Below are 25,136 nucleotides of genomic sequence, written 5' to 3' on the forward strand. Positions count from 1 at the left end.
TTGGTAAACGAACCTTGAGTTGCTTACTGAGGCGCTTGACCCGAGCTTCCCACACAACGTCGTTTTTATCTTAAAACCTCGACAAAGCGGAAGGTCCGGACATCGAATAGCCCCCGATCGGTGAGCTTGAGCTCGGGGATCACCGGAAGGGCCATGAAGGAGAGGGTCATGAAGGGGGCCGTAAGGCGGGAACCCAAGACCTCTTTGCTAAAGCGATCAATTTCCTCGTATTTCCGGGCCACCTCGAAGGCCTCCTCCGGGCTCATGAGACCGGCCACCGGCAGCGGCAGCACCATTTCGGCCTCCTCGCTTACCGCCGCAAGGCCGCCCCGGTTCTCTATTACCAGGTTTACGGCTTTGGCGATAAGCTCGTCGCTAACCCCTACGGCCACGAGGTTGTGGGAGTCATGCGCCACCGAGGAGGCGATGGCCCCTTTCTTCAGACCGAAACCCTTTACGAAGGCCACCGCCGGTGGGGCCTCTTGATACCGATTGATGATGGCTATTTTCAGGATGTCGTGTTCGGGATCGGCCTCGAAGATCCGGCTGCGGGTCCTGAAGCTTGTCTCCCGGGTAAAAAGTTCGCCATCAAGGGCCTCTATGACCCTTATTTCCCTGAAATCGGAAACAAATTCAAAGTCTTGGAGGTTTTTGGGTCTGGCCTCAAACCGGTTGGGGATGGGGCAGGGCGGAGGGGCCATCCTCACCTCGCCCTTCTCGAAGACTACCTGGCCGTTGATGACGGTTCTCACGACCTCAAAGTCTGTGAGATCCCTCACCTCGATGAAGTCGGCTGGCTCTCCCTCTTTCAGGGTTCCCACTTTAAGGCCATAATGCCTTACGGGGTTAAGGCAGGCGACTTTAAGGACTTCAAATAAATCATGTCCTTCCTTTACGGCCCTTGCCACCAGGGAATTTATATGACCCCTGAGGAGATCGTCGGGGTGGCTGTCGTCGGTGCAGAACATGAGACTTTCGGGATATTCGGAAATAAGCGGGGAGAGGGTTTCGAAGTTTCTGGCTGCCGAGCCCTCTCTTATGAGGATTTTCATACCCTTTTCTATCTTCTCCCGGGCCTCCTCATAGCTTGAAGCCTCGTGATCCGTAGAGATGCCGGCCTCGATGTAGTGGGTAAGGGCCTCTCCGCGAAGCCCCGGGGCGTGTCCATCCACGGGTTTTCCGTATTTTTGGGCCAGCGCTATCTTGGCAAGTAGTTCCTCATCACCAGCAAGGACCCCGGGAAAGTTCATCACCTCGCTGAGGAAGCCTATCTCCGGAAGTTTCAGAAGTTCCTCCACTTCTGCCGGGCCCAGGCGGGCCCCGCTGGTCTCAAAGGGAGTAGCGGGCACACAGGAAGGGGCCCCGAAACAGAACTTAAAAGGCACCCTCCGAGCGTCCTCCAGCATGAAGCGGACGCCCTCAAGACCAAGAACATTTGCGATCTCGTGGGGATCGGAAACCACGGCCACCGTCCCGTGTCTTACCGCAAGTCTTGCAAACTGTGAGGGCACCATCAGGGAGCTTTCGATGTGAACGTGGGCGTCCACGAATCCGGGAAGGATGTAAGTCTGACAGGGTTCGTTTATCCTCCGGATGGCTTTTATGACTGGCCCCTCCACCTCTATTTCAGAAGGGATGATGGTCCGCTCCTCGGGGTTTACCAGGTTGGCCCTGAACTTCATCCGGCTAGCCCTCCCTGTGGTTCCTGTCGGTTTTTTCTCGCGGCACGGCCTTTATCACAAGGGGGACTAGGAGGAGGGGCGGGAGCGATATCCAAAATGTGAGGAAGAAGAAGCTGGCGTAGCCCAGGTATTCGGCCCCGAAGCCCCCGAGGGCCCGCGAAAGGGTAAAGGAAAGGCTGAAAAGGGTGGAGAGTAGGGCGTACTGGCTGGCGCTCATGTCCTTACGGCAGAGGCGCATGAGGAAGGCCAGAAAGGCCGCCGTGCCAAGCCCTCCGGTGAAGCTTTCTATAATGGAGGCTCCGTAGACGGTCCAGCGGGCACTATCAGGCAGGGCGGCGTAGGCGTAGCCCAGGTTTGAGAGGGACTGGGTTAGCCCCAGCATCCATAAGGCCCGGAAGAGCCCGAGATACCGGATGAGCCCCCCTCCCACGAGGGAGCCTACGATGGTGGCGATGCTTCCGAGGGTGCCGGAGATGAGGCCGATCTCAAGCTTCGTAAACCCCCGATCCACCCAGAAGGGATAGATCATGGAACCCATGGTGGCATCCCCGATCTTGAAAAAAAGTACGAAAAAGAGAATGGCCAGGGCATAGGGCCTCTTAAGAAAATCTTTTAATGGTAAAAGATACTGCTCAAATATATTGTAAGTCTTTTGGGTAATAGATGGCTTCTTGGTATCCGGGAGGATGAGGATGAGGCCGGCAAGGGCCAGGAAGACCACCGTTAAGGCCAGGAAGGCCGGTTTGAAGCCTAGGAAGTGGGAGAGGGCCACGAGACCGCCTCCGGAGCCGATCATGGCCACCCGGTAGGCCGAAACCCGCACCCCGTTCCCGGGGCCGAGTTCCTCTTCCGTGAGGAGTTCTATGGTGTAGCCGTCCACGGCGATGTCCAGGGTAGCCGAAGAAAGCGTGCATAAAAAAACAAAGAGGATGTAAAGTTTTCCCGCCGGAGGAACCAGGGAAAGGAGGGCTACGGAAAGGCCAAGACCGAGAAGGGCTCCCACCATCCAGTGGTATTTCTGCCCGTAGCGGTCAACCAGCGGGGCCCAGAGGGGTTTTAGACTCCAAGAGAGTCCGGCCAGTGATAGTAGGCCGATCTCAATGAGGTTGACCCCTTCGCTTCGGAGATAGACCGGAAGGGTGACATAAACAAACCCGAAGGGTAGCCCTTCAGCCAGATAGAGCAGGGCCACTACCATCATTTTGCGATAGAAGTCTCTCATCGCCGAAACCTCGGAAGAAAGCGGGGCGTTTTTTCTCGGTAGGCCTTATAGGTTTGACCGAAACGCTCAAGGAGCTCCCTTTCTTCAAGCGGTATGATCACGAGCTGCACCACCAAGAAATCCAAAAGGGCCACCAGCCCCACCACCCAATAGCCCGTAAGGAGAAAAGCCCCGAGGAAGATCAGGGTGTGGGCCAGATAGGTGGGATGGCGCGAGAGGGCGAAGGGTCCCTCGGTAACCAGGAGGTCCTTGGAGGTGGTCTTGAAATGGGGAAGCCCGATAATCCTTCTTCCCAGAATGAGGGCGGTGGCTATTTGGAGCCCGAGTCCGACCAGGAATAAGACTGCCCCTAAAAGGGCTATTAGGAGCGGGGGTTCGAAACGTCCTAGGAAGGCGTGGGCCCTTTTGGTAAACATCAGATAGGCCAGGGCCAACCAGATAGCGATGATCAGGGGGTAATAGCAAAGCCCTAGGCGTTTTCTTAGGCCGGGAAACAGGTGAAGGGGTATCCAGAAGAGGGGTATGAGAGGCCAAAAGGCCATCGTTGAGGCCGCTACAGCTTCCCAAAAGGTCATAACTTTAGAATTCTAAAGACCTTTTGGTATGAAGAAAAGTGCTATAAAATTTTAGCAAAATTTCTGGGAGCAGATGGATGACCTATTTTACCTCGCGTTGGGTGACCGAGGCCTTTGAGCGCTATCGTAAGCGCAGGCCGCAGGACACCATCATGGGAAAACAGGTTATTTTTTCGGATAATCATTATCTCGCGGCCCTGCTTCACATCTATACCGGTACTTTTACTCTAGAGCGTATTGCGGAGCTTGCCGGTTTGGGTCTTGAAGAGTTGCGTTTCCAACGCTCTCAGGTGGACTTCATGAGCCTGGTAGATTATCTGCGGACCAGGTTCTCGGAATGGTTCCGGGAACATCTTCTCATGCGGGATTTCGCACTTGGGGAGTACGGACGTCTCGCCCTAGAATACCTCCATCTTGAGGAGCAGGTCCAGTCCCAGATCAAGATTCCTCTTTTGAATCAGTTGAAGAACCTCTGCTATGAGCTCGAGGATAAGCTTGCCGGGGGAAAGCTACTTGCCCCTTATGACGAGTCTCTTTTTCGAAGGTTGTTACTTTTCTTCCTCTCCAGCGAGGCCTTGCGTCCCACCTTGAGCTCTCGCCTCGTCAATCAGGCCAAGGAGGCCGGAGAAAGGGCCTATCCCGGAGAATTCTCGCGGCTCGAGCTTCCGGAAAAGACGGGCTTTTCGGAGGGACTCTTCAAGCACCTCAAGGAGACCTTCGAGGAAAGGCTATGAGGGATAGAGAAAAGATTCACGAGATCTTGAGGATTTTAAAAGAGACCTATTCTGATGCCAAGATTGCCCTACGATTTGAAAATCCCTTGCAACTTCTCGTGGCCACCATCCTTTCGGCCCAGTGTACGGACGAGCGGGTAAATCAGGTGACCTCGGAACTTTTCAAAAAATATCCCGATGTCAGGGCCTTTGCTGAGGCTGATCTGGAAGAACTGGCTCAGGACATACGGCCCACGGGTTTCTATCAACAGAAGGCCAAATACATCAAGGAGGCCTGTCGGATCCTGGCCGAAAAATATGGCGGCGAGGTTCCTAAGAGCATGGAGGCTCTGCTTGAGCTTCCGGGAGTGGCCCGAAAGACGGCCAACATCGTGCTTGCCAACGCCTATGGCATTGTGGATGGCATTCCGGTGGACACCCACGTGAGGCGCCTGGCCCACCGGCTGGGTTTATCTCAAGAAAAGGACCCCAACAAGATAGAAAAGGACCTCATGGACCTCATCCCGAGGGAAGACTGGGCCGTTATCCCTTATGTGCTCCAGGCTCATGGTCGTAAGATCTGTACCGCCCGAAAACCTAAGTGCGAGAAATGTCCCGTTAAAGACCTCTGTCCCTCGGCCAAGGAGTACCTTGCCTGAAGAGAAAGTTTTTCTTTTGAAAGTTGATGCCGAGGACGCCGGTAAACGTCTGGACGCCTTCCTTGCGGAAAAAATTCCTGAGCTTACCCGTTCCCGAATAAAAAGGCTTGTGACCGAGGGTCTGATTGAGATCAAAGGGATAGGGGAGCTCAAGGCCTCCCGGAAGGTGAGAACCGGGGAGGAGATCATGGTTAGGGTGCCTCCGCCCGAGGAGGTATCCCTTGAGCCTGAGGAGGTCCCCTTTGAGATCCTCTATGAAGACGGAGATCTTGCGGTGATCGTAAAGCCCCCGGGGGTGGTAGTGCACCCCGGGGCCGGGCACCTAAAAGGCACCCTAGTACACGGGCTTTTAAAGAGGCTTTCCGGGCTCTCCGGTGTAGGCGGGGAGCTTCGGCCCGGGATCGTGCACCGGCTGGACAAGGATACTTCCGGCCTCATGGTGGTGGCCAAAAATGACCGGGCTCACCTCAGGCTTACCGCCATGTTCAAGGGCCGGGAGGTGGAGAAATGGTATCTGGCCCTGGTCCACGGGGTGCCAGAGCCCCGGGCCGGAAGGATAAACGTGCCCATAGGACGGCATCCGGTGCATCGCAAAAAGATGATGGCCGGGGCTCTCAGGGGGCGGGAGGCCGAGACTTTTTACCGGGTGCGGGAGACCTTTCGGCGGGCGGCCCTCCTTGAGGTTCGCCCCCTCACCGGCCGCACCCATCAGATACGGGTGCATCTTTCCCATATCGGGCACCCCATCGTGGGAGATTCCCTTTACGGGGGAAGGCGTCCCCAAGGGCCGAAGGCCGAAAGACAAATGCTTCACGCCTGGCGGCTTTCCTTTGAACACCCTGTAAGCGGGGAGAAGCTTTCCTTTGAGGCTCCACCGCCTCCGGATTTCCAAAAACTCCTTGAGGAGCTCAGGGGTTGCGAAAGATAGCTGTAACCGGTGGCCCAGCCACCGGAAAAACCACCTTCCTCGCGATCCTCAAGGAACTCGGTTATCCTACCTTTTCGGCCGATGAGGTTGTAAGGAGACTTATAGCTCCGGGTGGTCCAGCCCATGAAAGGATTAGAGAACTTTGTCCGTGGGCCGTAGGACCTGAGGGCGCCCTCGATCGTCGGCTAATTTTAAGACGCCTTGTGGAGGATGTGGCCTTTCGAAGTGTGCTTGAGGATCTGCTTCATCCCCTAGTTAAAGACGAGCTTCTTGCCTTCTTCGAGGCTCACTCCGGGACGGAGTTTGTCTTTGCTGAAATCCCCCTCCTTTTTGAGGCCGGCTGGGAAGAGCTTTTTGACGAGGTTTGGGTGGTGGCCTGTGATAAGGAAACTCAGAAAGCCAGGCTCCACCAAAGGCTATCTGACCCGGAGCTCGTGGAGAGACTTCTCGCCACTCAACTTTCCTTATCAGAGAAGATCAAGCGGGCCGACCGAACCTTTTCGTCCGAGAAAGCTCCGGAAGTTTTGAAGCGTGAACTTCAAGAGTTGCTCTCAAGGATGCGGAGGCCCTGCTCCGAAAGACCATGAAAGAGAAAGGAATCTCCAAGGCGCCTGACCTTTAAATTTTTCAGCCAGAGGGCCTGAGAGAGCCTTTTGGGGCCCATGCCGGCTACCGCCTGTGGGGCCTCCCTTCCACCGATGACCACCGAGCCTACGAAGAAGAAGACCTCGTCCACCAGCCCTTCGTCCAAAAAACTCCCGTGAACCTCGCCCCCGCCCTCGACGAGGACCGAGAGGATGTTTTGTCTGGCGAGGACCTCAAGTAGGGATGAAAGGTCTATCCGTCCGGCCTTCTCCGGCAAACGGAAGACCTTCACTCCCAGGTCTTGGAAGACCTTCTCCTTTTCGGGATCGGCCTCTTTTCCGCAGACGATCCAGGTGGATACCTTCCGCGCAGTTTCAAAGACCTTGAAGTCCGGGGAAAGGGAAAGACGGGTGTCTAGAATGATCCTTATTGGATTCCGGCCACCTGGAATCCTACAGGTGAGCTCGGGATCATCGGCAAGCACGGTGTTTCTCCCCACCAAGATGGCGTCGCAGATGTTCCTCAGCCGGTGACCGAAACGACGAGCCTTATCGCCGGTAATCCACTTCGAGTCTCCGGTGCGGGTGGCAATGCGACCATCAAGGCTTGCGGCCACCTTTATGATGACCCAAGGAAGGCCAGTAAGGACCTTTTTTAAAAAAAATCGGGTGAGATACCGACATTCCTTTTCAAGAATCCCGGAGCGAACCTCAAGGCCCCGGCTAAGGAGGTATTCCAGACCTCCCCGGGCCTTGGGATTAGGGTCTCTCGTGCCCGCAACCACCCGGTTTATACCCGCGGCCAGAATGGCCTCGGTGCAGGGTGGGGTACGCCCAAAATGATTGCAGGGCTCAAGAGTGACATAGAGGGTAGCCCCACGAGCCCGCTCTCCGGCGCGCCTCAAGGCTTCCACCTCGGCATGAGGTTCTCCGGCCTGGCGGTGATAGCCCCGGGCGATGATTTCTCCGCTTTTCGGATCAACCACCACCGCCCCTACCGGGGGGTTGGGGCTTGTTCTCCCAAGACCTTTCAGGCCCTCCTTTATGGCCAGCCGCATGAAACGGACGTCTTCTTTTTCCTTCATGGTCTTTTAGCATATAATAAAATCATGCCCACCCAAAGACCCGAAATCTTGATCGTGGACGACGACCCAAGTTTTCGCGAGTTTTTGAGCCTTTTTCTTAAAAAAGAAGGCTATCAAGTGCTTGTAAGTCAGAATGGAAAGGAGGCTTTGACCATCCTTAAAAGAAAGCGGCCTCACCTTATCCTTCTAGATCTTCGTATGCCCGAGATGGAAGGCCTTGAATTTTTGGAAATCATTAGGAAACGGGGAATTGATGTTCCGGTTATTGTTATTACGGCTTACGCTTCCCTAGATTCTGCAGTCAGGGCCAAGAAAGAGGGGGCCTTCGATTACGTTCCTAAACCCTTCAAGCTCGAGACTCTGAGAAATAAGATCAATGAGGCTCTGAGGCTTCCTTCTGTGGAAGAGGCCCCTCCAAAAGAGTTCATGGGAATTGTGGGGCAGAGTCCTCCCATGAGGAGGCTTTTTGTCCTGCTTCCCAAGGTTGCCCAGGCGGAAAGCAACGTTCTTATCACCGGGGAGTCTGGGACCGGGAAGGAGCTCGTGGCCCGAGCCATCCATGAGCTTTCGCCGAGGAAAAACAAGCCGTTTTTAGTAGTAAACTGTGGCGGCATTCCGGCCTCGCTTCTCGAATCAGAACTTTTTGGTTACAAGTCCGGGGCCTTCACCGGAGCCACTAAGGACAAGCCGGGGCTCTTTGCCCTGGCCCACCAGGGAACCATCTTCCTTGACGAGATCGGAGATTTGCCTCCAGAACTCCAGGTTAAACTCCTCCGAGTGGTGGAGAACAAGACCTTCACCCCTCTTGGAAGTACTAAAGAGGTTAAAGTAGATGTACGTATCATTTCGGCTACCAATAAAAATCTTGAGGAGGAAGTGCGAGCCGGACGATTTCGGGAGGATCTCTATTTTCGCCTCAATGTCCTTTCCATTCATCTTCCTCCTCTTCGTGAAAGGAAGGAGGATATCCCACTTCTGGTGAACCATTTCTTGAAAAAATACGCCCGGAAGATGAAAAAAGATGTTCAAGGGATTTCGGAATACGCCCTCAAGGCCCTTATGGAATACGATTTCCCGGGAAACATTCGGGAGCTTGAGAACATTATCGAGCGTTCCGTGGCCTTGGAATCTGGACCTCTCATTCTCCCGGAAAGCCTTGATCTTTCCTTCTCTAAAAAGAGTCTCCCTGAGAGGAACTTTCCCATTCTTCCGGAAGAGGGACTTAATCTGGAGGCCTATCTGGCTTCTATAGAAAAATCATTGCTAAAGCAAGCCCTAGAGAAAACCGGCGGGAACCGGGAAGCCGCTGCTAAACTTTTGGGTCTTTCAACTAGATCATTGCGATATCGTTTGCAAAAATACGGCCTATGATGAAATCTCTTTTTATAATTCGTCTTGTCTTAGCCTCCTTTTTAGCTCTGTTTTTGCTGAATCTTGGTTTGAAATCCCTTATCCCAGGGTTAGCGATATACCTAATGATATGCTTTCTGGTTTGTTCTTTTTTAATGCGCATCCTTTCTGAAAATTTTCTTTTTTGGTTTAGCAAATCTTTGGATTTTGTTTTGATTTTTATTTTGCTTTATTTTACTGGAGGCCAAGAAAGTCCTCTCTTTTTTCTTCTTTTTATGCCCGCATTAGAAACGGCTTTAACCAAAGATGTTAAAAAGACGGATAGTATAGCCCTAGTTTCTCTTCTGCTTATGGTCTATTTCTTCTTTAATAAAGGTTTTGTTTTGAGCTATAACGATTGGCTGTCTTTTTTTCTTTATGTAGGCGCCCTCGGTCTTATAAGTTATTTAGCCCTAAAGTTGTCGGAACTGCGAGAAGAAATTACCCAAAAGGAGGACATTCAGCGTTATTTGCTTTCTTCGCTTTCGGCAGGTCTTCTGTTTTTGGATCCGAATTTGAAGGTCCTTTCATGGAATCCAAGAGCCAGAGAAATATTGGGAAAGATCGCTCGTGGTCAGTCCTTGAAGGAGATTTTAGGACAAGATATTAGTACGGAAGTTTCGAGAGGAGAGACGAATCTGGGAAAGCGGATCCTGGGCTATTCGATCTTCCCCTTGAGGCGCGAAAAGGAAATACTGGGTTGGGGGTTCCTGTTCCAGGATATTACAGAACTTAAAAAGAAGGAAAGGCGTTTGAGAGAGGCCGAGAAGTTGGCCTCTCTAGGGACCATGGCCGCAGGCCTGATACACGAAATCAAAAATCCTTTGGCTAGTATAAGCGGTGGGGTCCAATTTTTAAAGGAAAATCTGGGATCTTCCGGGGAGTTGGGACAAGTTTTAGAGGTTATCTCCAGGGAGACCGAGAGATTGAATCGTTTGGTGACCAATTTTCTTTTCTTTGCCCGTCCCGAAAGAGGGGAAAAGGAAAGATTTAATTTGAAAGATCTACTCCGGGAGATCCTGGATACCAATCAACCATTATTTTCTCAAGTGAAAATGAAGGCTCGAGTTCCCAGTGTAGAAATAGAGGCTAATAAAGAACAATGGCGTCAGATCCTGGAAAATCTTCTGATAAATGCCGTAGAGGCTTCGAGAGAAGTCCAAAGATCTGAGGTAGAGATAGAAGTGGAGCTCTTGGACAGGGATTACCTCATAAAAGTAAGGGACTATGGTTCGGGAATAAAAGAAGATATTCGTTCCCGTATCTTTGAACCCTTTTTCACTACTAAACCCACCGGGACAGGTTTGGGACTTGCGGTGGTTTACAGAATAGTGGAAAATTTAAAGGGAGAAGTGAAACTTTTTTCCAAAGAAGGGGAAGGAACCTTGTTTGAAATAAAATTACCAAGGTAAATCATGACTATTTCGGGATACGAAGATCTGGCGGAATCTTTAGTCTTAGAGATCAAACGTGAGATTGCGGAGAGGTATTTCACCCATCGCAAGGTCATTGAGGAAGAGATTGAGGACTATGGGCGAAAGTTGAAGGAGTTTGAAAAGGAGGAGGAGAATCTTTTAAAAGAGCTGATCAGGCTGGCTTATATGCTCAGAGACAAAAATCTTTTGAAAAGGTTTGAAGAAATTACCGGAGTTTCCCTGGAGCCATATTATGATGAGTATATTCTTTCCTCCAAAAATATAAGGCGCAGACTTTTTAAAGAATTGAAGAGTAAGGGGTTTACTTCTAAAAGGAAATTTATAAAGCTTTTTGAACAAACCTACAAAAGACTTTTAGAGAAAAACGAAGCATATCGAAAAAAGTTTGACTCTTTGAAGACTCAAGCAGAGCTCATCGAACAGGACATAAAAGAGTTCAATAAGGAGTATGATCTTGGAAGTATCTTTTCCTTTTTGGGATCCTTGGGGGAAAGGGTACCCTCTGAGATAGCCGGCATTGAAGAGAAAGATAAGGTTATCGAAAGTCTTGGGACTCAATTGCAATTTCCTAAAATTCGCCCCCCGGAGGAAAAATTTGTCCATTTAGGGACCTTGCCTTCTTGGAAGGAAGTGGGTAGCGAACTTTTAGGATTGGCCAAAGAAGCTTACAGACGCCATACCGGAGAAGCTAAGGAGATCCTTGAGGTCCTCTCTTCTTAGAACCGTCAAAAAGACTATTGAACGATATGGTCTTCTTTCTCCTGGAGACAGGGTTTTAGTGGCGGTCTCCGGGGGAGTGGATTCCATGGTTTTGCTAGAGGTGCTCTACCTGCTAAGGAAGGAATACGACCTCAGGCTGTGGGTGGCCCATTACGATCACAGATGGCGTAAAGATTCTTTAAAGGATGCCCTCTTTGTTTATCGCCAGGCCCAAGAGAAAGGATTGCCTTTTATTTATGGTGTAGCCCCGGTCAAGGAATATGCCCGGAGAGAAAAGATTAGTCTGGAGATGGCTGGCCGAGAATTGCGTTATCGCTTTTTTGAAAGGCTTTATAACCTCCTTGATCTCCAGAAGATCGCCTTAGCCCATCATGCCGACGATCTGGCCGAGGAGGTTTTGCTCAAGTTTATTCGCGGAGCCGGCAGAAGAGGGCTTGCCGGTATCCCTATCAAAAGAGAGGCTCACCTCATAAGACCTCTTCTTCTGGTTACCAAAGAGGAAATCGAAGTCTTTGCCAGGGAGTGGGGACTTTCTTGGGTAGAGGACGAGAGCAATCAGGATGTCCGTTTCTTACGCAATCGGGTAAGGCATCTCTTGATTCCTTTTCTCGAAAGACATTTTCACCGAAAGGTTAGGGAAAACCTCAAGCGTACGGCCCTTATCTTGGCCGAGGAGGAGGAACTAATTGAGGACTTGGCCCGGAAGGCTTATGAAAAGGCCCTGGTGCGTAAACCACAGATCGCTTTAAGGGTCCCGGTGCTCAAAGATATACCGCCGGCTCTAAGGCGTCGGGTTTTTTGGTTGGCCCTAAGGGAAGCTGGAGTGTCCCTTTTTCGAATGCGTCAAAGTCATCTTGAGGCTCTGAACAACCTGATTTCCGGCAAGGCTAGAGGGCCAGTGCCCCTTCCCGGAAATTTTCAGGCCATCAGGGGACCGGGGTTCATACGCTTTGTTCCAAAACCTGCGCTTTTTTCTCCGTTCGTTTTAAAGATTCCTGGACCGGGGAGATACTCCTTGCCTATCGGAGGGGAGGTCATTTTAGAGATCAAGACCCGCTGTTCTCCACGAGACATTAAATTGAAGCTTGAGAAGGTTTCTTTTCCCATCATCATCCGAAACCGCCAACCAGGGGATCGCATTTATTGGCCGGCGGTAGGGCACAAAAAGCTCAAGAAATTTTTCTGGGAGAAGGGTCTTACGGCCGAAGAAAGGGATCGGATACCTATAATTGAGATTGACGGTCGAATCGTGGCTATCCCAGGATACTATGTCCATCCGGAATACAAGGCTTCTTCTGAGGAAGAAGGGCTTTGTTTAAGCTTTCAAAAGATTGCCTGATTCTTTTGTTTTTTTTAAAATAGCTTTTTAGTTGAAGCCGTGAGGTCTGAGTTTTGATCGATATCTGGAAAAAGGTAGGGATAGCAAGTTTTGGTCTCCTGCTTGTCTTTTTTTTGGTGGTTTTTTTCTATCCCTCCTCTCAGGACAACTTGAGTTATAACTTGTTTTTGGACGAGGTTAGGGCTGGAAAGGTCAAGGAAGTCGTTTTCAAGGGGCGCCAAATAGAAGTCCTGACCACCAAAGGCAAAAAGTATACCGTATATGCCCCAGAAGATCCGGAACTTATTCCCTTTTTGAAAAGGTATCTGGTCGAAGTTTATGTCAAAAAATCCGGGTTGGATTTTTTTTCTTTCGAAATGCTTTTTTTGATAGTGATAGGAATATTCTTACTAATCCTCTTGATTTCTTCTAGACCGGTTTCGCCCTCCTCCAAATTGTTTTCCTTTGTGCGTAGCCGGGCTCGCTTGGTGCGTCCGGAAGAGGTAAAAATCCGTTTCGAAGACGTGGCTGGGGTGGAGGAGGCCAAGGAAGAACTCAAAGAAGTGGTTGAATTTTTGAAGGATCCTCAAAAGTTTGCCAGGCTAGGCGGACGGATGCCCAAGGGTATTCTTCTGGTCGGGCCGCCAGGTACAGGGAAGACCCTTCTAGCCAAAGCCATTGCCGGGGAGGCCGGGGTGCCTTTTTTCAGCATCAGCGGTTCGGATTTCGTAGAGATGTTCGTAGGGGTAGGGGCGGCCCGGGTACGAGATCTTTTTACTCAGGCCAAGAAACACGCCCCCTGTATCATCTTTATCGATGAGATAGACGCCGTAGGACGCCACCGAGGAATTGGGGTCGGCGGGGGACATGAGGAGAGGGAGCAGACTCTCAATCAGTTATTGGTCGAGATGGATGGTTTTGAATCCCAAGAGGGAATTGTGGTGATAGCGGCTACCAACCGTCCGGACATTTTGGATCCGGCCCTGCTGCGTCCCGGTCGTTTCGATCGTCGGATAGAGGTTCCTCCTCCAGACTTAAAGGGCCGGGAGGCCATTCTGAGAGTGCATGCCCGCAAGATACCACTGGCCAAAGAAGTTGATCTTTCTCTGGTTGCGAAAGGTACCCCTGGTTTTACCGGAGCCGATCTTGCCAATCTTTTGAATGAGGCGGCTTTAATAGCGGCTCGACAGGGTAAATCCCAGGTGGAAATGGAGGATATAGAAAAGGCTAAAGACAAACTCCTTCTGGGAAGCGAAAGGAAGGGTATCGTCATAAGTGAAGAAGAAAAACAGCTTTCGGCCTATCACGAAGCCGGTCATGCCCTCATAGCTTACCTCCTTCCGGGGACAGATCCCGTTTATAAAATTTCTATTATTCCTCGAGGGAGGGCCTTAGGGGTTATCCAACAACTCCCTTTAGATGAACGCCACGTATATTCTAAGGATTACCTTTTGAAAAAAATTATGGTCCTTTTGGGAGGAAGGGTGGCCGAGGAATATGTTTTCGGACAGGCCACCACCGGTGCGGGAGATGATCTGGAAAAGGCTACCGAGATTGCCAGAAAGATGGTTTGCGAGTGGGGCATGAGCAATAGGCTAGGGCCCTGTACTTTTCCCCATCGGGAGCCCGGACTGCTTTCGGGACGAGATTATACGGACCTTCGGGCTTATAGCGAGGAGACGGCCCGTGAGATAGATGAGGAAATCAAGAAAATCGTTCGCGCGTGTTATGAGAAGGATCGGGAATTACTAGCCAAGAATATTAAATACCTTCATATCTTGGCCGAGACCCTTTTGGAGGTAGAAACTATCGACGGCGAGGGCTTGAAAGAACTCTTGAAGGATTTGAGGCCTCTAGAAAATGTTGAGATCGCTTAGTATTAGGGGAAAGATTTTTGAGTGGGGAAGACGTACCTATTTGATGGGGATTCTAAACGTTACCCCGGATTCTTTTTCTGATGGCGGCCAATTTTATCAAAAAGAAGCGGCCTTAAGGCAGGCCGAAAGGCTTATCAAAGAAGGGGCCGATATCCTGGATATTGGGGGCGAGTCCACTAGACCCTTTGCTAAACCGGTCCCAGAAGAAGAAGAGTTGCGCAGGGTTATTCCGGTGATAGAGGCCATCAGGCGAGAATTTCCTGAAATTCCGATTTCGGTGGACACCTATAAGGCCCGGGTGGCCGAAGAGGCCCTTTTAGTCGGCGCGGACATTGTAAACGACGTGAGTGCTTTAAGGTTTGATCCCGGAATGCCAGAAGTAATTCGTAAATATCGTCCTCCGGTGGTTCTCATGCATATGAAGGGCACTCCTCAGACCATGCAGATGGACCCTAAGTATGAAGACGTATTGGGAGAGATAAAGACCTTTCTCAAGGAGAGGGCTCAACTGGCCCTTTCTTTAGGGCTCGCCCCGGAAAAGGTCATTCTTGATCCCGGGATCGGATTTGGGAAAAGGTTCGAGGACAACCTCAGACTTATCAGAGAAATTTCGGTTTTTCGGGAGTTGGGCTATCCGGTTCTTCTCGGGCCTTCCCGCAAGTCTTTTCTAGGGGAGATTTTAGGGAAGGAGGCCCGCCTGAGGGATGCTGGCACCGCTGCGGTGGTGGCCTATGGGGTCCTTCAGAAGGTGGATATTGTGAGGGTACACAATGTGGAGATGTGCAAGGATGTCATAAGGGTGATAGAGGCCCTTATAAGGGAGCCTTAAATGGAATTCTGGCCCTTCTGGAAGTTTTTACGCTGGCAGGACGTTTTGGACATCCTGATAGTGGCCTATCTTTTTTACCGCATCCTTCTTCTCATTCGTGGGACGCGGGCGGTTCAGATGGCTGCCGGCTTGAGCGTAATCGTGGTCATGTATTTTTTAGCCGGAGAACTCAAGCTCCTCACCCTTCACTGGCTTCTCGGAACCTTTATGTCTTCCATCTTTCTGGTGGTGGTTATCATCTTTCAGGAAGATATCCGCCGGGCCCTCATTCACATGGGCCGATCTCCGTTTGTGAGGGTTCAGACCGAATATTCCCAAGTGATCGAAGAAGTGGTCAAAGCCGTAAGTTTTATGGCGGAAAAAAAAATCGGAGCCATTATCGTCTTTGAAAGAGAGACAGGACTTAACGAGTTTATCGAATCGGGTATTCCGGTAGAGGCCCGTGTTAACCGAGATCTCCTGATAAGTATTTTTCATCCCACCTCCCCTCTGCACGACGGAGCGGTCATTATTCGAGAGGGACGTCTGCTGGCCGCTTCTGTGATCCTTCCTCTTTCGACCAACCCCCATATAGGTCGAGGGCTCGGTACCAGGCACCGGGCGGCCATCGGTATCACAGAGGTAAGCGATGCGGTTTCAGTGGTGGTCTCCGAAGAGACCGGAGCTATTTCTCTGGCGGTGGGAGGGAAGATAACCCGGGACATTTCCGCTCCCACTTTGAGGAAGATGCTTTCCGAATTTTTGGGATTTCATTCCATAGAACCCTGGTGGCGGAGAAAGATCTTTAAATGAGGCGCAGAAGAAAAAAAGATTTGTTTCTGAAATTTCTCGCCCTCTTTTTTGCCTTTCTACTGTGGTTTTTTGTAGTTCTTCAGGATAAGATAGAACGAGAACTTCCCTTGAAGCTGGTTTTTCGAAACCTGCCTCCCAACACCCTTTTACTTAACGTGAAACCATCCACCTTTCGCCTCAAAGTTATCGGTCCTAGGAGTATCATGAGGAGTCTTTCCGGGGAGCCCTTGATCCTTAGTCTAGATCTTTCCCGTTATCCCCCTGGGCGACACATTCTGAGGATTCCTCCCGAAAATGTAAAACTTCCTTCGGGATTGAAGCCTATAGAAGTTATTCCTCAAGAGGCCGAGATCTTGTTAGATTCTGTGATTCAGAAGTGGATCAAAGTGAAAGTGGACCTCAGAGGTGAGTTACCGGAGGGTTTCAAGGTCAAAGAGGTGAGGATAAGACCTGCTAGTGTAAGGATAAAGGGAGCCCGAACTGTACTTCGAGATCTGAAGTTCCTTTACACGGCTCCGGTATATCTTTCAGAAAGACGGGAATCCTTTAAGCTGGAGGTACTTCTCTCTATTCCGGAAGGTATAGTAGAAGTTTATCCTGAGAGGGTCCAAGTAGTAGTCAAAATTGGGAGGAAGGAACCATGAATCTTTTTGGCACCGATGGCATAAGAGGCGAGGCCAATCGCTATCCGGTCACTCCGGAGGTGGCCCTCAAGGTGGGGCTGGCTGTAGGTTATCTATTTCGCAATCAAGGTTATCATCGGCGTATAATCGTGGGCAAGGACACTCGACTTTCCGGATATATGCTAGAGATGGCCCTTTCGGCTGGCATCCTATCCATGGGAGCGGAAGCCTGGCTGGTAGGGCCCATGCCTACTCCGGCCATCGCCTTCCTTACTCGAGATCTTCGGGCTGAAGCCGGCGTGGTCATTTCAGCCTCTCACAATCCCTTTTACGACAACGGTATCAAGATATTTGGAGCGGATGGCTTCAAACTTTCGGATGAACTTGAGGCCCGGATTGAAGCCCTGCTTGAAGATGAGGTTTTGGAACAAGAAAAGGCCTTAGGGAAGGAATTGGGTAAGGCCCGCCGGATAGAGGACGCCCGGGGGCGTTACATGGTACATCTCAAGAAGGCCTTTCCTGAAAGACTAGACCTTGAGGGCTTGAAGGTGGTGGTGGATTGTGCTCACGGAGCTACCTACCGTATAGCCCCCGAACTTCTTGAGGAACTAGGGGCTAAGGTGATAAGGATGGGCTGTGAACCCAATGGAGTGAACATCAATGATGGTTGTGGGGCTCTACATCCCGATGGTCTGCGAGAAAGGGTCCTTTCAGAGGGGGCCGATCTGGGGCTGGCCTTTGACGGAGATGGAGATCGGCTGGTGTTGGTGGATGAAAAAGGGGGGGTGGTGGATGGCGATCAAATCATGGCCCTATGCGCTCTGTTCTTAAAGGAAGAGGGGGCCCTAAGGAAGAATACCGTGGTGGCCACGGTGATGAGCAATCTCGGATTTGAGAAGTTTCTTTCGAGGCACGGCATAAAGTTGGTGAGAACACAGGTTGGAGACCGGTATGTAGTGGAGGAAATGCGGCGAGGAGGCTATTGCCTAGGCGGAGAACAGTCCGGCCACATCGTTTTTTTGGATCACAATACCACCGGCGACGGCATCCTTACAGCCCTTAAAGTTCTAGCTATTTTAAAGATCAAAGAAAGACCGGCTTCGGAAGTGTTCCGACTCTTTGAAAGGATGCCCCAGGTACTAAAGAACGTAAAGGTAAAAGTGAAAAAACCGCTGGACGAGATAGAAGGCCTCAGTGAAAAAGTTAGGAGTATAAAAGAAATGTTGGGTGATAAAGGAAGAATTCTAGTTAGGCCCTCCGGAACCGAGCCCAAATATCGAGTCATGGTGGAGGGAGAAGACAGGGGTTTTATTGAAGAGTTAGCTGAAGAAGTGGCGGATTTCATAAAGCAAAGATTATGTTGAGTTCAATTCCTAAATTTCTTTGGTGGTTGGGAGCCCTATTTCTCTTAGGTGGAGTTTTTCTCGGAGGTTATAAATTTGTCTTTTCGCGAGCGATAAGTCTTTGCCTTTCTTGCATGGGGCTTCAATGAGAAAGAGAATTTTCATTCAGTTTCTATTTGCCTTATGGGCGAATTCCTATTTTGGTTTTCTCATAAAAGGGGGAATTTATACCGGGAAATTAAAAAACTTGTGTTTCCCTGGGCTTAACTGTTATTCCTGCCCTCTGGCTATCATGGCCTGTCCCCTGGGAGTTCTTCAGCACGTGATGGGCACTTTGAGGGCCTTACCCCAGGTAGCCTTAAAGGCTGCTCTTTATGTCCTAGGGACTTTCCTTTTTTATGGCCTTTTTTTGGGAAGATTTATTTGTGGCTGGATTTGTCCTTTTGGTTTTTTACAAGAACTCTTGTATAGAGTGCCAAGCCCCAAAATAAGTCTCCCTAGAGCCACTAGAAATATCAAAATTTTGCTCCTAATTTTCTTGGTCTTGTTGTTGCCTTTGGTTCTACAGGGAGAGGCCGGCTATGGAGAGGTTTGGTTCTGCCGGCTCTTCTGTCCGGCAGGAACCTTGGAGGCTGGTTTTCTTAATCTTCTAATAGAACCCCAATTGAGAACTCTTATTGGTTTAGTCTTTTACTGGAAGACCTTTCTCCTAGGGATTATATTTTTAGGATCCATAACGTATTTTCGTTTCTTTTGCAAACTGTTTTGCCCTTTAGGATTGATCTATGGGTTCTTTAATAAGGTAGGGCTTTTCAGACTTAGATGGCAAGAAGAAAAGTGTATTCGATGCGGAATCTGCGAAAAGTTTTGTCCTATGGAATTAAAAATTCCGAAAGAATTGAATAGTAAAGAATGTATTCGATGTTTAAATTGCTTAAATAGCTGTCCCACTAAATCAATAGTCCTTAATACCTCTTTTCGGTTTGAAAAGGAACTTGACTTTATCCCTTTATCTGTTGCAGAAATGAGATATGAGACCAGACGGAAGGAAACCAGAGGAACTCCGTCCCGTAAAAATCATTCCAAATTTTCTTAAATATGCTGAGGGTTCTGCTCTGATAGAACTTGGGGATACCAAGGTCTTGTGTGCGGTCTCCGTAGAAGATAAGGTCCCTTCTTTTCTAAGAGATACTGGGACAGGCTGGATTACGGCCGAATATGCTCTTCTTCCCCGTTCAACCGAGACCCGTACCCCGCGGGAGACGCTTGGTCGTAAAGGGCGTTCTCAGGAAATTCAACGTCTTATAGGAAGGAGTCTTCGGGCAGTGGTCGATCTTCAGGCTCTTGGAGAGAGGACCTTTTGGGTTGATTGCGACGTACTCCAGGCCGATGGCGGCACACGTACGGCGGCGATCACAGGGGCTTTTGTGGCCCTGAGGTTGGCCGTAAATCGTCTTCTTTCTCAAGGAATACTCGAAAGGGATCCGGTCAAAACCCACCTTGCAGCTGTGAGTTGCGGAGTTGTGGGGGGTGAGGTAGTAGTAGACCTTGCTTTTGAGGAAGATGTGGTGGCGGAAGTGGATGCCAATTTCGTGATGACCGAGGAGGGAGAATGGGTGGAGATTCAGGCCACTGGCGAGAAGGGCCCTTTTTCTTGGAAAACCTTTGAGGAAATGAAGACCCTTGCGGCTTCGGCCATCGAAAAGCTCATTAAAATTCAGAAAGAGGTGTTGGCATGCGAAGAAAAACTTTAGTGCTGGCTACCAAGAACCAGGGAAAGATCCGGGAGCTAAAGACCCTTCTCAAAGATCTGCCTTTAAAAATTCTTACTCCGGAGGATTTTCCAGAGATAAAGTCTCCAGAGGAGATAGGACAGTCATTCTTTGACAATGCTTTTCTCAAGGCTAGGCATTGGGCTTTGGCTACGGGGCAACTAGCCCTAGCGGATGATTCCGGGCTTGAGGTGGATGCCTTGAGAGGGGCGCCTGGAATATATTCGGCCCGTTATGCAGGTCCCTCAGCCACGGACGAGGAGAATATCCGAAAGCTCCTTGAGGAAATGAAAGATGTGCCTTGGGAGAATCGGACAGGCAGATTCCGATGTGTGATTATCATTTATCATCCCTCAGGGCGTTGGCTTAAGGCTGAAGGGGTTTGGGAGGGATTGATTGCTACTTCCCCGCGAGGGGAAGAGGGATTTGGTTACGATCCGGTGTTTTTACCCCTGGAGTTCGATTTCAGAAAGACCGCGGCTGAGATCTCTCCAGAGACCAAAAACCGGTTAAGTCATCGTGGAAGGGCCCTTGCGGCTCTCATTGAACTTCTTCCCGATTTCCTACAAGCCCTGTAAAATAGAATCAGACGGGGCGTAGCGCAGCCTGGCAGCGCACCTGCCTTGGGAGCAGGGGGTCGGCGGTTCAAATCCGCCCGCCCCGACCAATATTCCATTTCCCCCCGATTTCGGTATAAACAAAAAGTAGGAATCCACCGATAAATAAATTAGCACCATAAGAAAGGGGCTTTATATGGATCTTGGAACCGTTGTCGGGTTGATATTGGGTATAGTTCTCCTCTTGGGCTCTATTTTAGTTGGCGGTTCTTTGGGAATTTTTATCAATATTCCTTCGGTGCTGGTGGTTGTGGGGGGGACCATCGCGGCCACCTTTATACGATTTTCCCTAAACGAAGTGTTGGGATCCATCAATGTGGCCATGAAGGCCTTCTTTTATAAAGCCAAACCCCCAGAGGAGACTATCAAAGAGATTGTCACTCTGGCCAATATAGCCCGCCGGGAAGGACTTCTTAAATTAGAGAAACAACCCATTGAGGATCCCTTTCTGAAGAAGGCCATCATGTTCTGTGTGGACGGCCATGAAGCGGATTTTATTGAGGAAGTTCTTTCGAAAGAGGTGCAACTTACGGCTGAAAGACATGAAACCGGCCAGAATCTGTTCAAATCTATGGGGGATGCGGCTCCGGCCTTTGGAATGATCGGAACTCTTATCGGGCTGGTTCAGATGCTTTCGTCTATGGAGGATCCGAAGTCCATTGGTCCGGCGATGGCAGTGGCCCTTTTGACCACCCTTTACGGAGCCGTGCTTGCCAATTTGGTCTTCTTGCCCATTGCCGACAAGCTGGCTCATCGTTCACAAGAGGAACAACTTACCAAAAAGCTCATCATAGAAGGGGTCATAGGACTTCAAAAAGGGTTGAATCCTAGGGTGCTAGAAGAAGTGCTTCAGACCTTTCTACCCCCCAAAAAACGCAAGGCCTCCGGAGCTGAAGAATAATGCCCAAAGAGGAAGCCCAAAAGCCTAAGTGTGAAGCGGGTGCTCCCAAATGGATGACCACCTTTTCGGATCTTATGAGCCTCCTCATGTGTTTTTTTGTACTTCTACTTTCATTTTCGGAGATGGACGTGGCCAAATTCAAAGAGGTGGCCGGTTCTTTGCGGGAGGCCTTTGGCGTCCAAAGGGAAGAAGTGGTCTTTGAGATCCCCAAGGGTTTGGATATCGTTTCCCGAGAATTCCAGGCCCGTTTTACGGTGGAGGAACTGTTAGAAAGACTAAAGTCGGCCGTGAAACTGGAACTCATAAAAGGAGAGATTCAGATAGAATCTCTTGAAGATCGTGTGGTTCTAAGAATGAAAGATAGACTTATCTTCCCGCCAGGTAGTGCCGAGCTTACTCCCCAGGCTAAACAGATCCTTGATAGTTTGGGCGAGGTTTTCAAGCTTTTTGACGGGGAGATCATTGTAGCTGGCCATACCGACGATATTCCCCCAAAAAAAGGGCCTTACCGTTCAAATTGGGAACTTTCCGCCGCTAGAGCCGTTTCTGTGGTTCAGTATCTTCTGAAAAAAAACTACGTTCTTCCTGAACAGATCTCCGCAGTGGGCTATGGCCCTTCGCGTCCCCTTTATCCCAACGACTCTCCGGAACACCGAGCTGCCAATCGCCGGGTGGAAATAGTGCTTTTACAAAAGAAAACTCCTCTTTTAAAATACAGGGAGACCTTTTCCGGCAAGCAGGAACAAGGACCCATTCCTAGGGGGCTTTAATATGGGCCGAGAGGCACGAACCCACGTAAGAATAGATGATCGCATTCTCCTTAAGTATCGAAAGATTTCTCCTGAGGAATTTCAAAAAAAGATAGCCCTTTATAAAAGCGGTAAAGAATCCCCTTGGATAGATCCTTTAAGGGGGCCGGGCGAGGTCAAAAAGTTGAATTACCATCTAAAAAGACTTTGGGAAAAAAACCGTGATTTGGCAGAGATTTTGGAGATCTTGACCCTAAAGCTTGACCGTATACTACTAACTCTTAAGCAAGAAATCCTTCAAGACTTTCAGGAAGTGGCGGTCAATATTAGTGGCGCCGGTTTACGGTTCGCCTTGGAACCCCTCCCGGATATGGGAGAGATTTTTGAGTTTGATATCGGCCTTCTCCCGGAATATTACTTTTTCAGGGCTTACGGTGAAGTGGTTAGGGTGGAGGATAAAGAAGCAGCCTTTAAATTTGTCTGGCTCACAGAAGAGGATCTGGACCGCTTGGTGCAACATATTTTTAAGAAACAGCTCCTTCAAATTCAAGCTTCAAAAAGGGCCGTCGAAGATTAAACAGGCCCCGCAGAGACGGCAGGTCTTTGAAGGTCTACAGGGTAGTGATTCCCGACCTTCCCGGGCTCTAATCCACTCTTGCCACAGAAATTCTTTTTGAATGCCAGGATCTACAACCTCCCATGGCAATCCTTGGTCTTCTTCCCTTCTGAGATATTCCGAAAGGGGCTTTTCCAGAGTTTTTAAGGCCTTAGAGAGTCCGTAGCCTTGGGCTATACTCAGGATAAAATTTTTGAGGGTTTCATCTCCCCTAGCGATTAGAGCTTGGACAAGGGCCTCTTTAACGGATTCCGTAGAGACCTTTACCTTTAAGGCTCCCAGGGCTTTTCTCAGGGTGCGGGCCTTTTCTTTGAGTTTTTCAGGAGGCTCGAAAGAGGCCCACTGGAAGGGAGTCCAGGGTTTGGGAACAAAGGGTGAAAGGGAAACCGTGATTCTCTTCTTGGAAATTTTCTTGATTTCGGCTACCAGTTCTGGAATCTGGGAGAGATCATCCGGTTCTTCAAAAGGTAGGCCAAACATGAAATAGAGTTTGAGATTAGTTACTTTCCAAGTGGCAAGCATTTCGGCCATAGATAGAATGGTCTCTCGGGTTAGGCGCTTGTTGATGATCCTTCGGAGTCTTTCGCTTGCGGCCTCAATGGCCAGGGTTACCGTACGGGTGCTCTCAAATAAAGGGCTCAACTCCGGTTTTAAGGCGTCCACTCTCAGGGAGGAAAAGGATACGGGGTGTCCTTTTTCAAGGAGCTTTTGGGCCAGTTCCTCTATCTCCTGATGTTTTAGGAATTCCAGGCCGATGAGGCCCACTTTGACCCCGGGATAAAGCTCATCCATCACCGCTAGAAGTTCGTGGTGCTCGAACCTCCTTGGAGGTCGATAAAGATAGCCTGCGGCACAAAAACGGCAGGCCTGTCCGCATCCCCGGGTGACTTCTATCAACTGACATTCTCCGAATTCGGCCTCTGGGGTTGTGATGGTGGAGAAGAGGGGGGATTTTGGTTTCGGAGACTTTACGATTTTCACCGGAAAGGGCCCATTGGGGGAAAGAAAACCAGGGACTTCGAAAAGCCGTTCAAGGAGGGAGTGCTTTTCGGGAGTTCCCGAAAGGAGAGCCCTTACCAGGGGTTCCCCTAGGGTTTCTAGTTCTCCTATAAGGAATCCATCTAGGAAGGGGAAAAGGGGTACGGGATTCAACCAGATGGCTACACCACCGGCGATTACTGGAACTTCCCTTTCTGCCGGATTAAGACTTAGACTTCCAGCCTTGAGGATACTCAGAATTTTTGGAAAATCGCCTTCAAAGGGCACGGAAACAAGGACGAGTTTGAAGTCTCTCAACGGACGGTTTGTTTCTACAGACCGCAATCTTGAAAGATCATGGGACCAGAAGAATCTTTCGCAAACGATCTCCTCGTAGCGGTTGAGAAACTGATAGAGGGCTAGGAAGCCGAGGTTGGCCATTCCTACTCGGTAGGTATTGGGGAAGACCAAAGCTATAGGAAGACGTCCTCGCCAGCGTTTTCGAATAGTCCCTTTCTCTACGATAGTCATAGCCGCCTTGTTAATCCCAGCCAAAAAGAATAAACTAAAACCATGTTTAATCTTAAGACCTGGTGGATAGAAAGAAAGGCCCCTCTTTTGATCGCGGGACCTTGTGTGCTCGAAAGTTTGGATCTGGCCCTTGAGGTGGCAGAGTTTATGAAGGAGGTGGCCGAAGGTTTGGGGTATATTTACGTCTTCAAGAGTTCTTTTGACAAAGCCAATCGGACTTCTGTTTCCTCTTTTCGTGGTCCTGGGCTTGAAAAGGGCCTTCTGTGGCTTTCAGAAGTGAAAAGCCGGGTAGGAGTTCCGGTAATTACGGATATTCACGAAACCTCTCAAGCTAAACCCGTGGCCGAAGTGGTAGACATTATCCAGATTCCGGCTTTTCTGTGTCGCCAGACGGATCTTATCCTTTCAGCGGCCGCTACTGGAAAACCATTAAATATCAAGAAGGGCCAATTTATGGCCCCTTGGGATATGGCCTATGCCGTAGAGAAGGCCCGCTCCGGAGGAGCGGATCTGGTGATGCTTACTGAAAGAGGGAACAGCTTCGGGTATAACAACCTGGTGGTGGACATGCGCTCGCTAGCCATCATGCGGACCTTCAAGGTCCCGGTCATCTTCGACGCCACCCACAGTGTTCAGCTTCCGGGAGGGGCAAAAGGGGCTTCCGGAGGAGACCGCCGTTTCGTGGCTCCGCTGGCTCGGGCAGCGGTGGCCTGTGGGGTGGATGGAATCTTCATGGAGGTTCATCCCGATCCGGACAGGGCCCTATGCGATGGTCCTAATTCCTTGCCCCTAAAGGAAGTGGAGTCTCTACTTGCAATTCTCAAAGATATTTTCGGGGTGCTGGTAAGGCATGGAATTTCCTGAAGAGGTTTTGAAGAGGGCCCGAAAAGTTAAGCTTTTGTTGCTTGACGTAGACGGTATCCTTACCGAGGGCCGCATTATAGTGGATGCCGAAGGGCGGGAAATCAAAAGTTTTTTTGTCCAGGATGGGATGGGAATCAAGCTCCTCCAGCGGTCGGGGGTGGAAGTAGGGATTCTTTCAAGCCGTAACTCTCGGCCGGTAACACACCGGGCTCACGAACTGGGTATAGAGCTCGTCTTTCAAGGAGAGCTCGAAAAGGGGCGGCTCTACCAGAAGATCCTTGAGGATAAGGGCCTAACCGATGCCGAAGTGGCCTATATGGGGGATGACTGGGT

At 50.1% G+C, this 25,136-nt stretch carries 26 protein-coding genes and 1 tRNA gene; 22 read left to right on the plus strand and 5 right to left on the minus strand.

From position 1 onward, the window contains the following. Window positions 1–65: 65 nt before the first annotated feature. From ade to TDIS_RS04095, 3 genes are read right to left on the minus strand one after another with little or no spacing between them, the layout of a single operon-like run. Complete coding sequence (gene ade / locus TDIS_RS04085) at window positions 66–1,682, minus strand: adenine deaminase (protein ID WP_068669586.1); 1,617 nt, start codon at window positions 1,680–1,682, stop codon at window positions 66–68. Window positions 1,683–1,686: 4 nt separating this feature from the next. Further along, window positions 1,687–2,904: an MFS transporter gene (locus TDIS_RS04090; protein WP_068669588.1), complete on the minus strand. Its 1,218-nt coding sequence runs from the start codon at window positions 2,902–2,904 to the stop codon at window positions 1,687–1,689. After that, window positions 2,901–3,479, minus strand: coding sequence for a methyltransferase family protein (locus tag TDIS_RS04095; RefSeq protein WP_084270951.1), 579 nt, complete (start codon window positions 3,477–3,479; stop codon window positions 2,901–2,903). The genes TDIS_RS04090 and TDIS_RS04095 overlap by 4 nt, the downstream gene beginning before the upstream one ends. Before the next feature lie 77 nt (window positions 3,480–3,556). Here TDIS_RS04095 and TDIS_RS04100 point away from each other — a divergent pair, with 77 nt between their 5' ends. From TDIS_RS04100 to coaE, 4 genes are read left to right on the plus strand one after another with little or no spacing between them, the layout of a single operon-like run. Beyond that, complete coding sequence (locus tag TDIS_RS04100) at window positions 3,557–4,213, plus strand: hypothetical protein (RefSeq protein ID WP_068669590.1); 657 nt, start codon at window positions 3,557–3,559, stop codon at window positions 4,211–4,213. Further along, complete coding sequence (gene nth, locus TDIS_RS04105) at window positions 4,210–4,851, plus strand: endonuclease III (RefSeq protein ID WP_068669592.1); 642 nt, start codon at window positions 4,210–4,212, stop codon at window positions 4,849–4,851. Before TDIS_RS04100 ends, nth begins: the two co-directional genes overlap by 4 nt. Continuing rightward, window positions 4,844–5,779, plus strand: coding sequence for an RluA family pseudouridine synthase (locus TDIS_RS04110; protein WP_068669594.1), 936 nt, complete (start codon window positions 4,844–4,846; stop codon window positions 5,777–5,779). The genes nth and TDIS_RS04110 overlap by 8 nt, the downstream gene beginning before the upstream one ends. After that, window positions 5,767–6,366, plus strand: coding sequence for a dephospho-CoA kinase (gene coaE / locus TDIS_RS04115; protein WP_068669596.1), 600 nt, complete (start codon window positions 5,767–5,769; stop codon window positions 6,364–6,366). The genes TDIS_RS04110 and coaE overlap by 13 nt, the downstream gene beginning before the upstream one ends. On the opposite strand, the gene ribD is transcribed toward coaE, so the two are convergent. Then, window positions 6,318–7,448, minus strand: a complete 1,131-nt coding sequence (gene ribD, locus TDIS_RS04120; RefSeq protein WP_068669598.1) for a bifunctional diaminohydroxyphosphoribosylaminopyrimidine deaminase/5-amino-6-(5-phosphoribosylamino)uracil reductase RibD — start codon at window positions 7,446–7,448, stop codon at window positions 6,318–6,320. The two genes, coaE and ribD, sit on opposite strands and share 49 nt — an antisense overlap. 24 nt (window positions 7,449–7,472) lie before the next feature. Between ribD and TDIS_RS04125 the strand changes: the two genes are divergently transcribed. From TDIS_RS04125 to TDIS_RS04200, 16 genes are all read left to right on the plus strand, one after another. After that, the gene (locus TDIS_RS04125; protein WP_068669600.1) at window positions 7,473–8,819 is read left to right on the plus strand and encodes a sigma-54-dependent transcriptional regulator; all 1,347 of its coding nucleotides are present in this window, start codon (window positions 7,473–7,475) and stop codon (window positions 8,817–8,819) included. A 362-nt stretch (window positions 8,820–9,181) separates the two neighbouring features. Continuing rightward, window positions 9,182–10,249 carry a two-component system sensor histidine kinase NtrB gene (locus TDIS_RS04130; protein WP_161939473.1) on the plus strand — a complete coding sequence of 356 codons (1,068 nt, stop codon included), beginning with the start codon at window positions 9,182–9,184 and terminating at the stop codon, window positions 10,247–10,249. A gap of 3 nt (window positions 10,250–10,252) precedes the next feature. Continuing rightward, a complete protein-coding gene (locus TDIS_RS04135) occupies window positions 10,253–10,993 on the plus strand; it encodes a hypothetical protein (RefSeq protein ID WP_068669604.1) in 741 nt (246 codons plus the stop codon). Continuing rightward, complete coding sequence (gene tilS / locus TDIS_RS04140) at window positions 10,974–12,332, plus strand: tRNA lysidine(34) synthetase TilS (protein WP_068669606.1); 1,359 nt, start codon at window positions 10,974–10,976, stop codon at window positions 12,330–12,332. Before TDIS_RS04135 ends, tilS begins: the two co-directional genes overlap by 20 nt. 53 nt (window positions 12,333–12,385) lie before the next feature. Beyond that, window positions 12,386–14,188: an ATP-dependent zinc metalloprotease FtsH gene (gene ftsH, locus TDIS_RS04145; protein ID WP_068669608.1), complete on the plus strand. Its 1,803-nt coding sequence runs from the start codon at window positions 12,386–12,388 to the stop codon at window positions 14,186–14,188. Then, window positions 14,172–15,017, plus strand: coding sequence for a dihydropteroate synthase (gene folP, locus TDIS_RS04150; RefSeq protein WP_068669610.1), 846 nt, complete (start codon window positions 14,172–14,174; stop codon window positions 15,015–15,017). The genes ftsH and folP overlap by 17 nt, the downstream gene beginning before the upstream one ends. Continuing rightward, on the plus strand, window positions 15,018–15,809 hold the full coding sequence (gene cdaA, locus TDIS_RS04155) for a diadenylate cyclase CdaA (protein WP_068669612.1): 792 nt from the start codon (window positions 15,018–15,020) through the stop codon (window positions 15,807–15,809). Beyond that, complete coding sequence (locus TDIS_RS04160; protein WP_068669614.1) at window positions 15,806–16,453, plus strand: CdaR family protein; 648 nt, start codon at window positions 15,806–15,808, stop codon at window positions 16,451–16,453. The genes cdaA and TDIS_RS04160 overlap by 4 nt, the downstream gene beginning before the upstream one ends. Further along, complete coding sequence (glmM, locus tag TDIS_RS04165) at window positions 16,450–17,796, plus strand: phosphoglucosamine mutase (protein WP_068669615.1); 1,347 nt, start codon at window positions 16,450–16,452, stop codon at window positions 17,794–17,796. The genes TDIS_RS04160 and glmM overlap by 4 nt, the downstream gene beginning before the upstream one ends. Before the next feature lie 304 nt (window positions 17,797–18,100). Then, a complete protein-coding gene (locus TDIS_RS11530) occupies window positions 18,101–18,871 on the plus strand; it encodes a 4Fe-4S binding protein (protein ID WP_425263981.1) in 771 nt (256 codons plus the stop codon). After that, a complete protein-coding gene (gene rph / locus TDIS_RS04175) occupies window positions 18,807–19,529 on the plus strand; it encodes a ribonuclease PH (protein ID WP_068669619.1) in 723 nt (240 codons plus the stop codon). Before TDIS_RS11530 ends, rph begins: the two co-directional genes overlap by 65 nt. Further along, window positions 19,511–20,125, plus strand: coding sequence for an XTP/dITP diphosphatase (locus TDIS_RS04180; protein ID WP_068669621.1), 615 nt, complete (start codon window positions 19,511–19,513; stop codon window positions 20,123–20,125). The genes rph and TDIS_RS04180 overlap by 19 nt, the downstream gene beginning before the upstream one ends. 12 nt (window positions 20,126–20,137) lie before the next feature. Beyond that, window positions 20,138–20,214 (plus strand) — tRNA-Pro (locus tag TDIS_RS04185). An 86-nt stretch (window positions 20,215–20,300) separates the two neighbouring features. Then, window positions 20,301–21,065, plus strand: a complete 765-nt coding sequence (gene pomA / locus TDIS_RS04190; RefSeq protein ID WP_068669623.1) for a flagellar motor protein PomA — start codon at window positions 20,301–20,303, stop codon at window positions 21,063–21,065. Continuing rightward, complete coding sequence (locus TDIS_RS04195; protein ID WP_068669625.1) at window positions 21,065–21,835, plus strand: OmpA family protein; 771 nt, start codon at window positions 21,065–21,067, stop codon at window positions 21,833–21,835. Before pomA ends, TDIS_RS04195 begins: the two co-directional genes overlap by 1 nt. Window position 21,836: 1 nt before the next feature. Continuing rightward, entirely contained in the window at window positions 21,837–22,391 is a 555-nt protein-coding gene (locus tag TDIS_RS04200; RefSeq protein WP_068669627.1) for a PilZ domain-containing protein, read from the plus strand. On the opposite strand, the gene TDIS_RS04205 is transcribed toward TDIS_RS04200, so the two are convergent. Further along, the gene (locus TDIS_RS04205) at window positions 22,368–23,939 is read right to left on the minus strand and encodes a radical SAM protein (protein WP_068669629.1); all 1,572 of its coding nucleotides are present in this window, start codon (window positions 23,937–23,939) and stop codon (window positions 22,368–22,370) included. The two genes, TDIS_RS04200 and TDIS_RS04205, sit on opposite strands and share 24 nt — an antisense overlap. 42 nt (window positions 23,940–23,981) lie before the next feature. Here TDIS_RS04205 and kdsA point away from each other — a divergent pair, with 42 nt between their 5' ends. Beyond that, entirely contained in the window at window positions 23,982–24,803 is an 822-nt protein-coding gene (kdsA, locus tag TDIS_RS04210) for a 3-deoxy-8-phosphooctulonate synthase (protein WP_068669631.1), read from the plus strand. Then, on the plus strand, window positions 24,790–25,136 hold a 347-nt coding region (locus TDIS_RS04215; protein ID WP_425263980.1), incomplete at its 3' end, for a KdsC family phosphatase. The genes kdsA and TDIS_RS04215, both read left to right, overlap by 14 nt.

Source organism: Thermosulfurimonas dismutans, assembly GCF_001652585.1.
GTDB classification, from domain to species: domain Bacteria; phylum Desulfobacterota; class Thermodesulfobacteria; order Thermodesulfobacteriales; family Thermodesulfobacteriaceae; genus Thermosulfurimonas; species Thermosulfurimonas dismutans.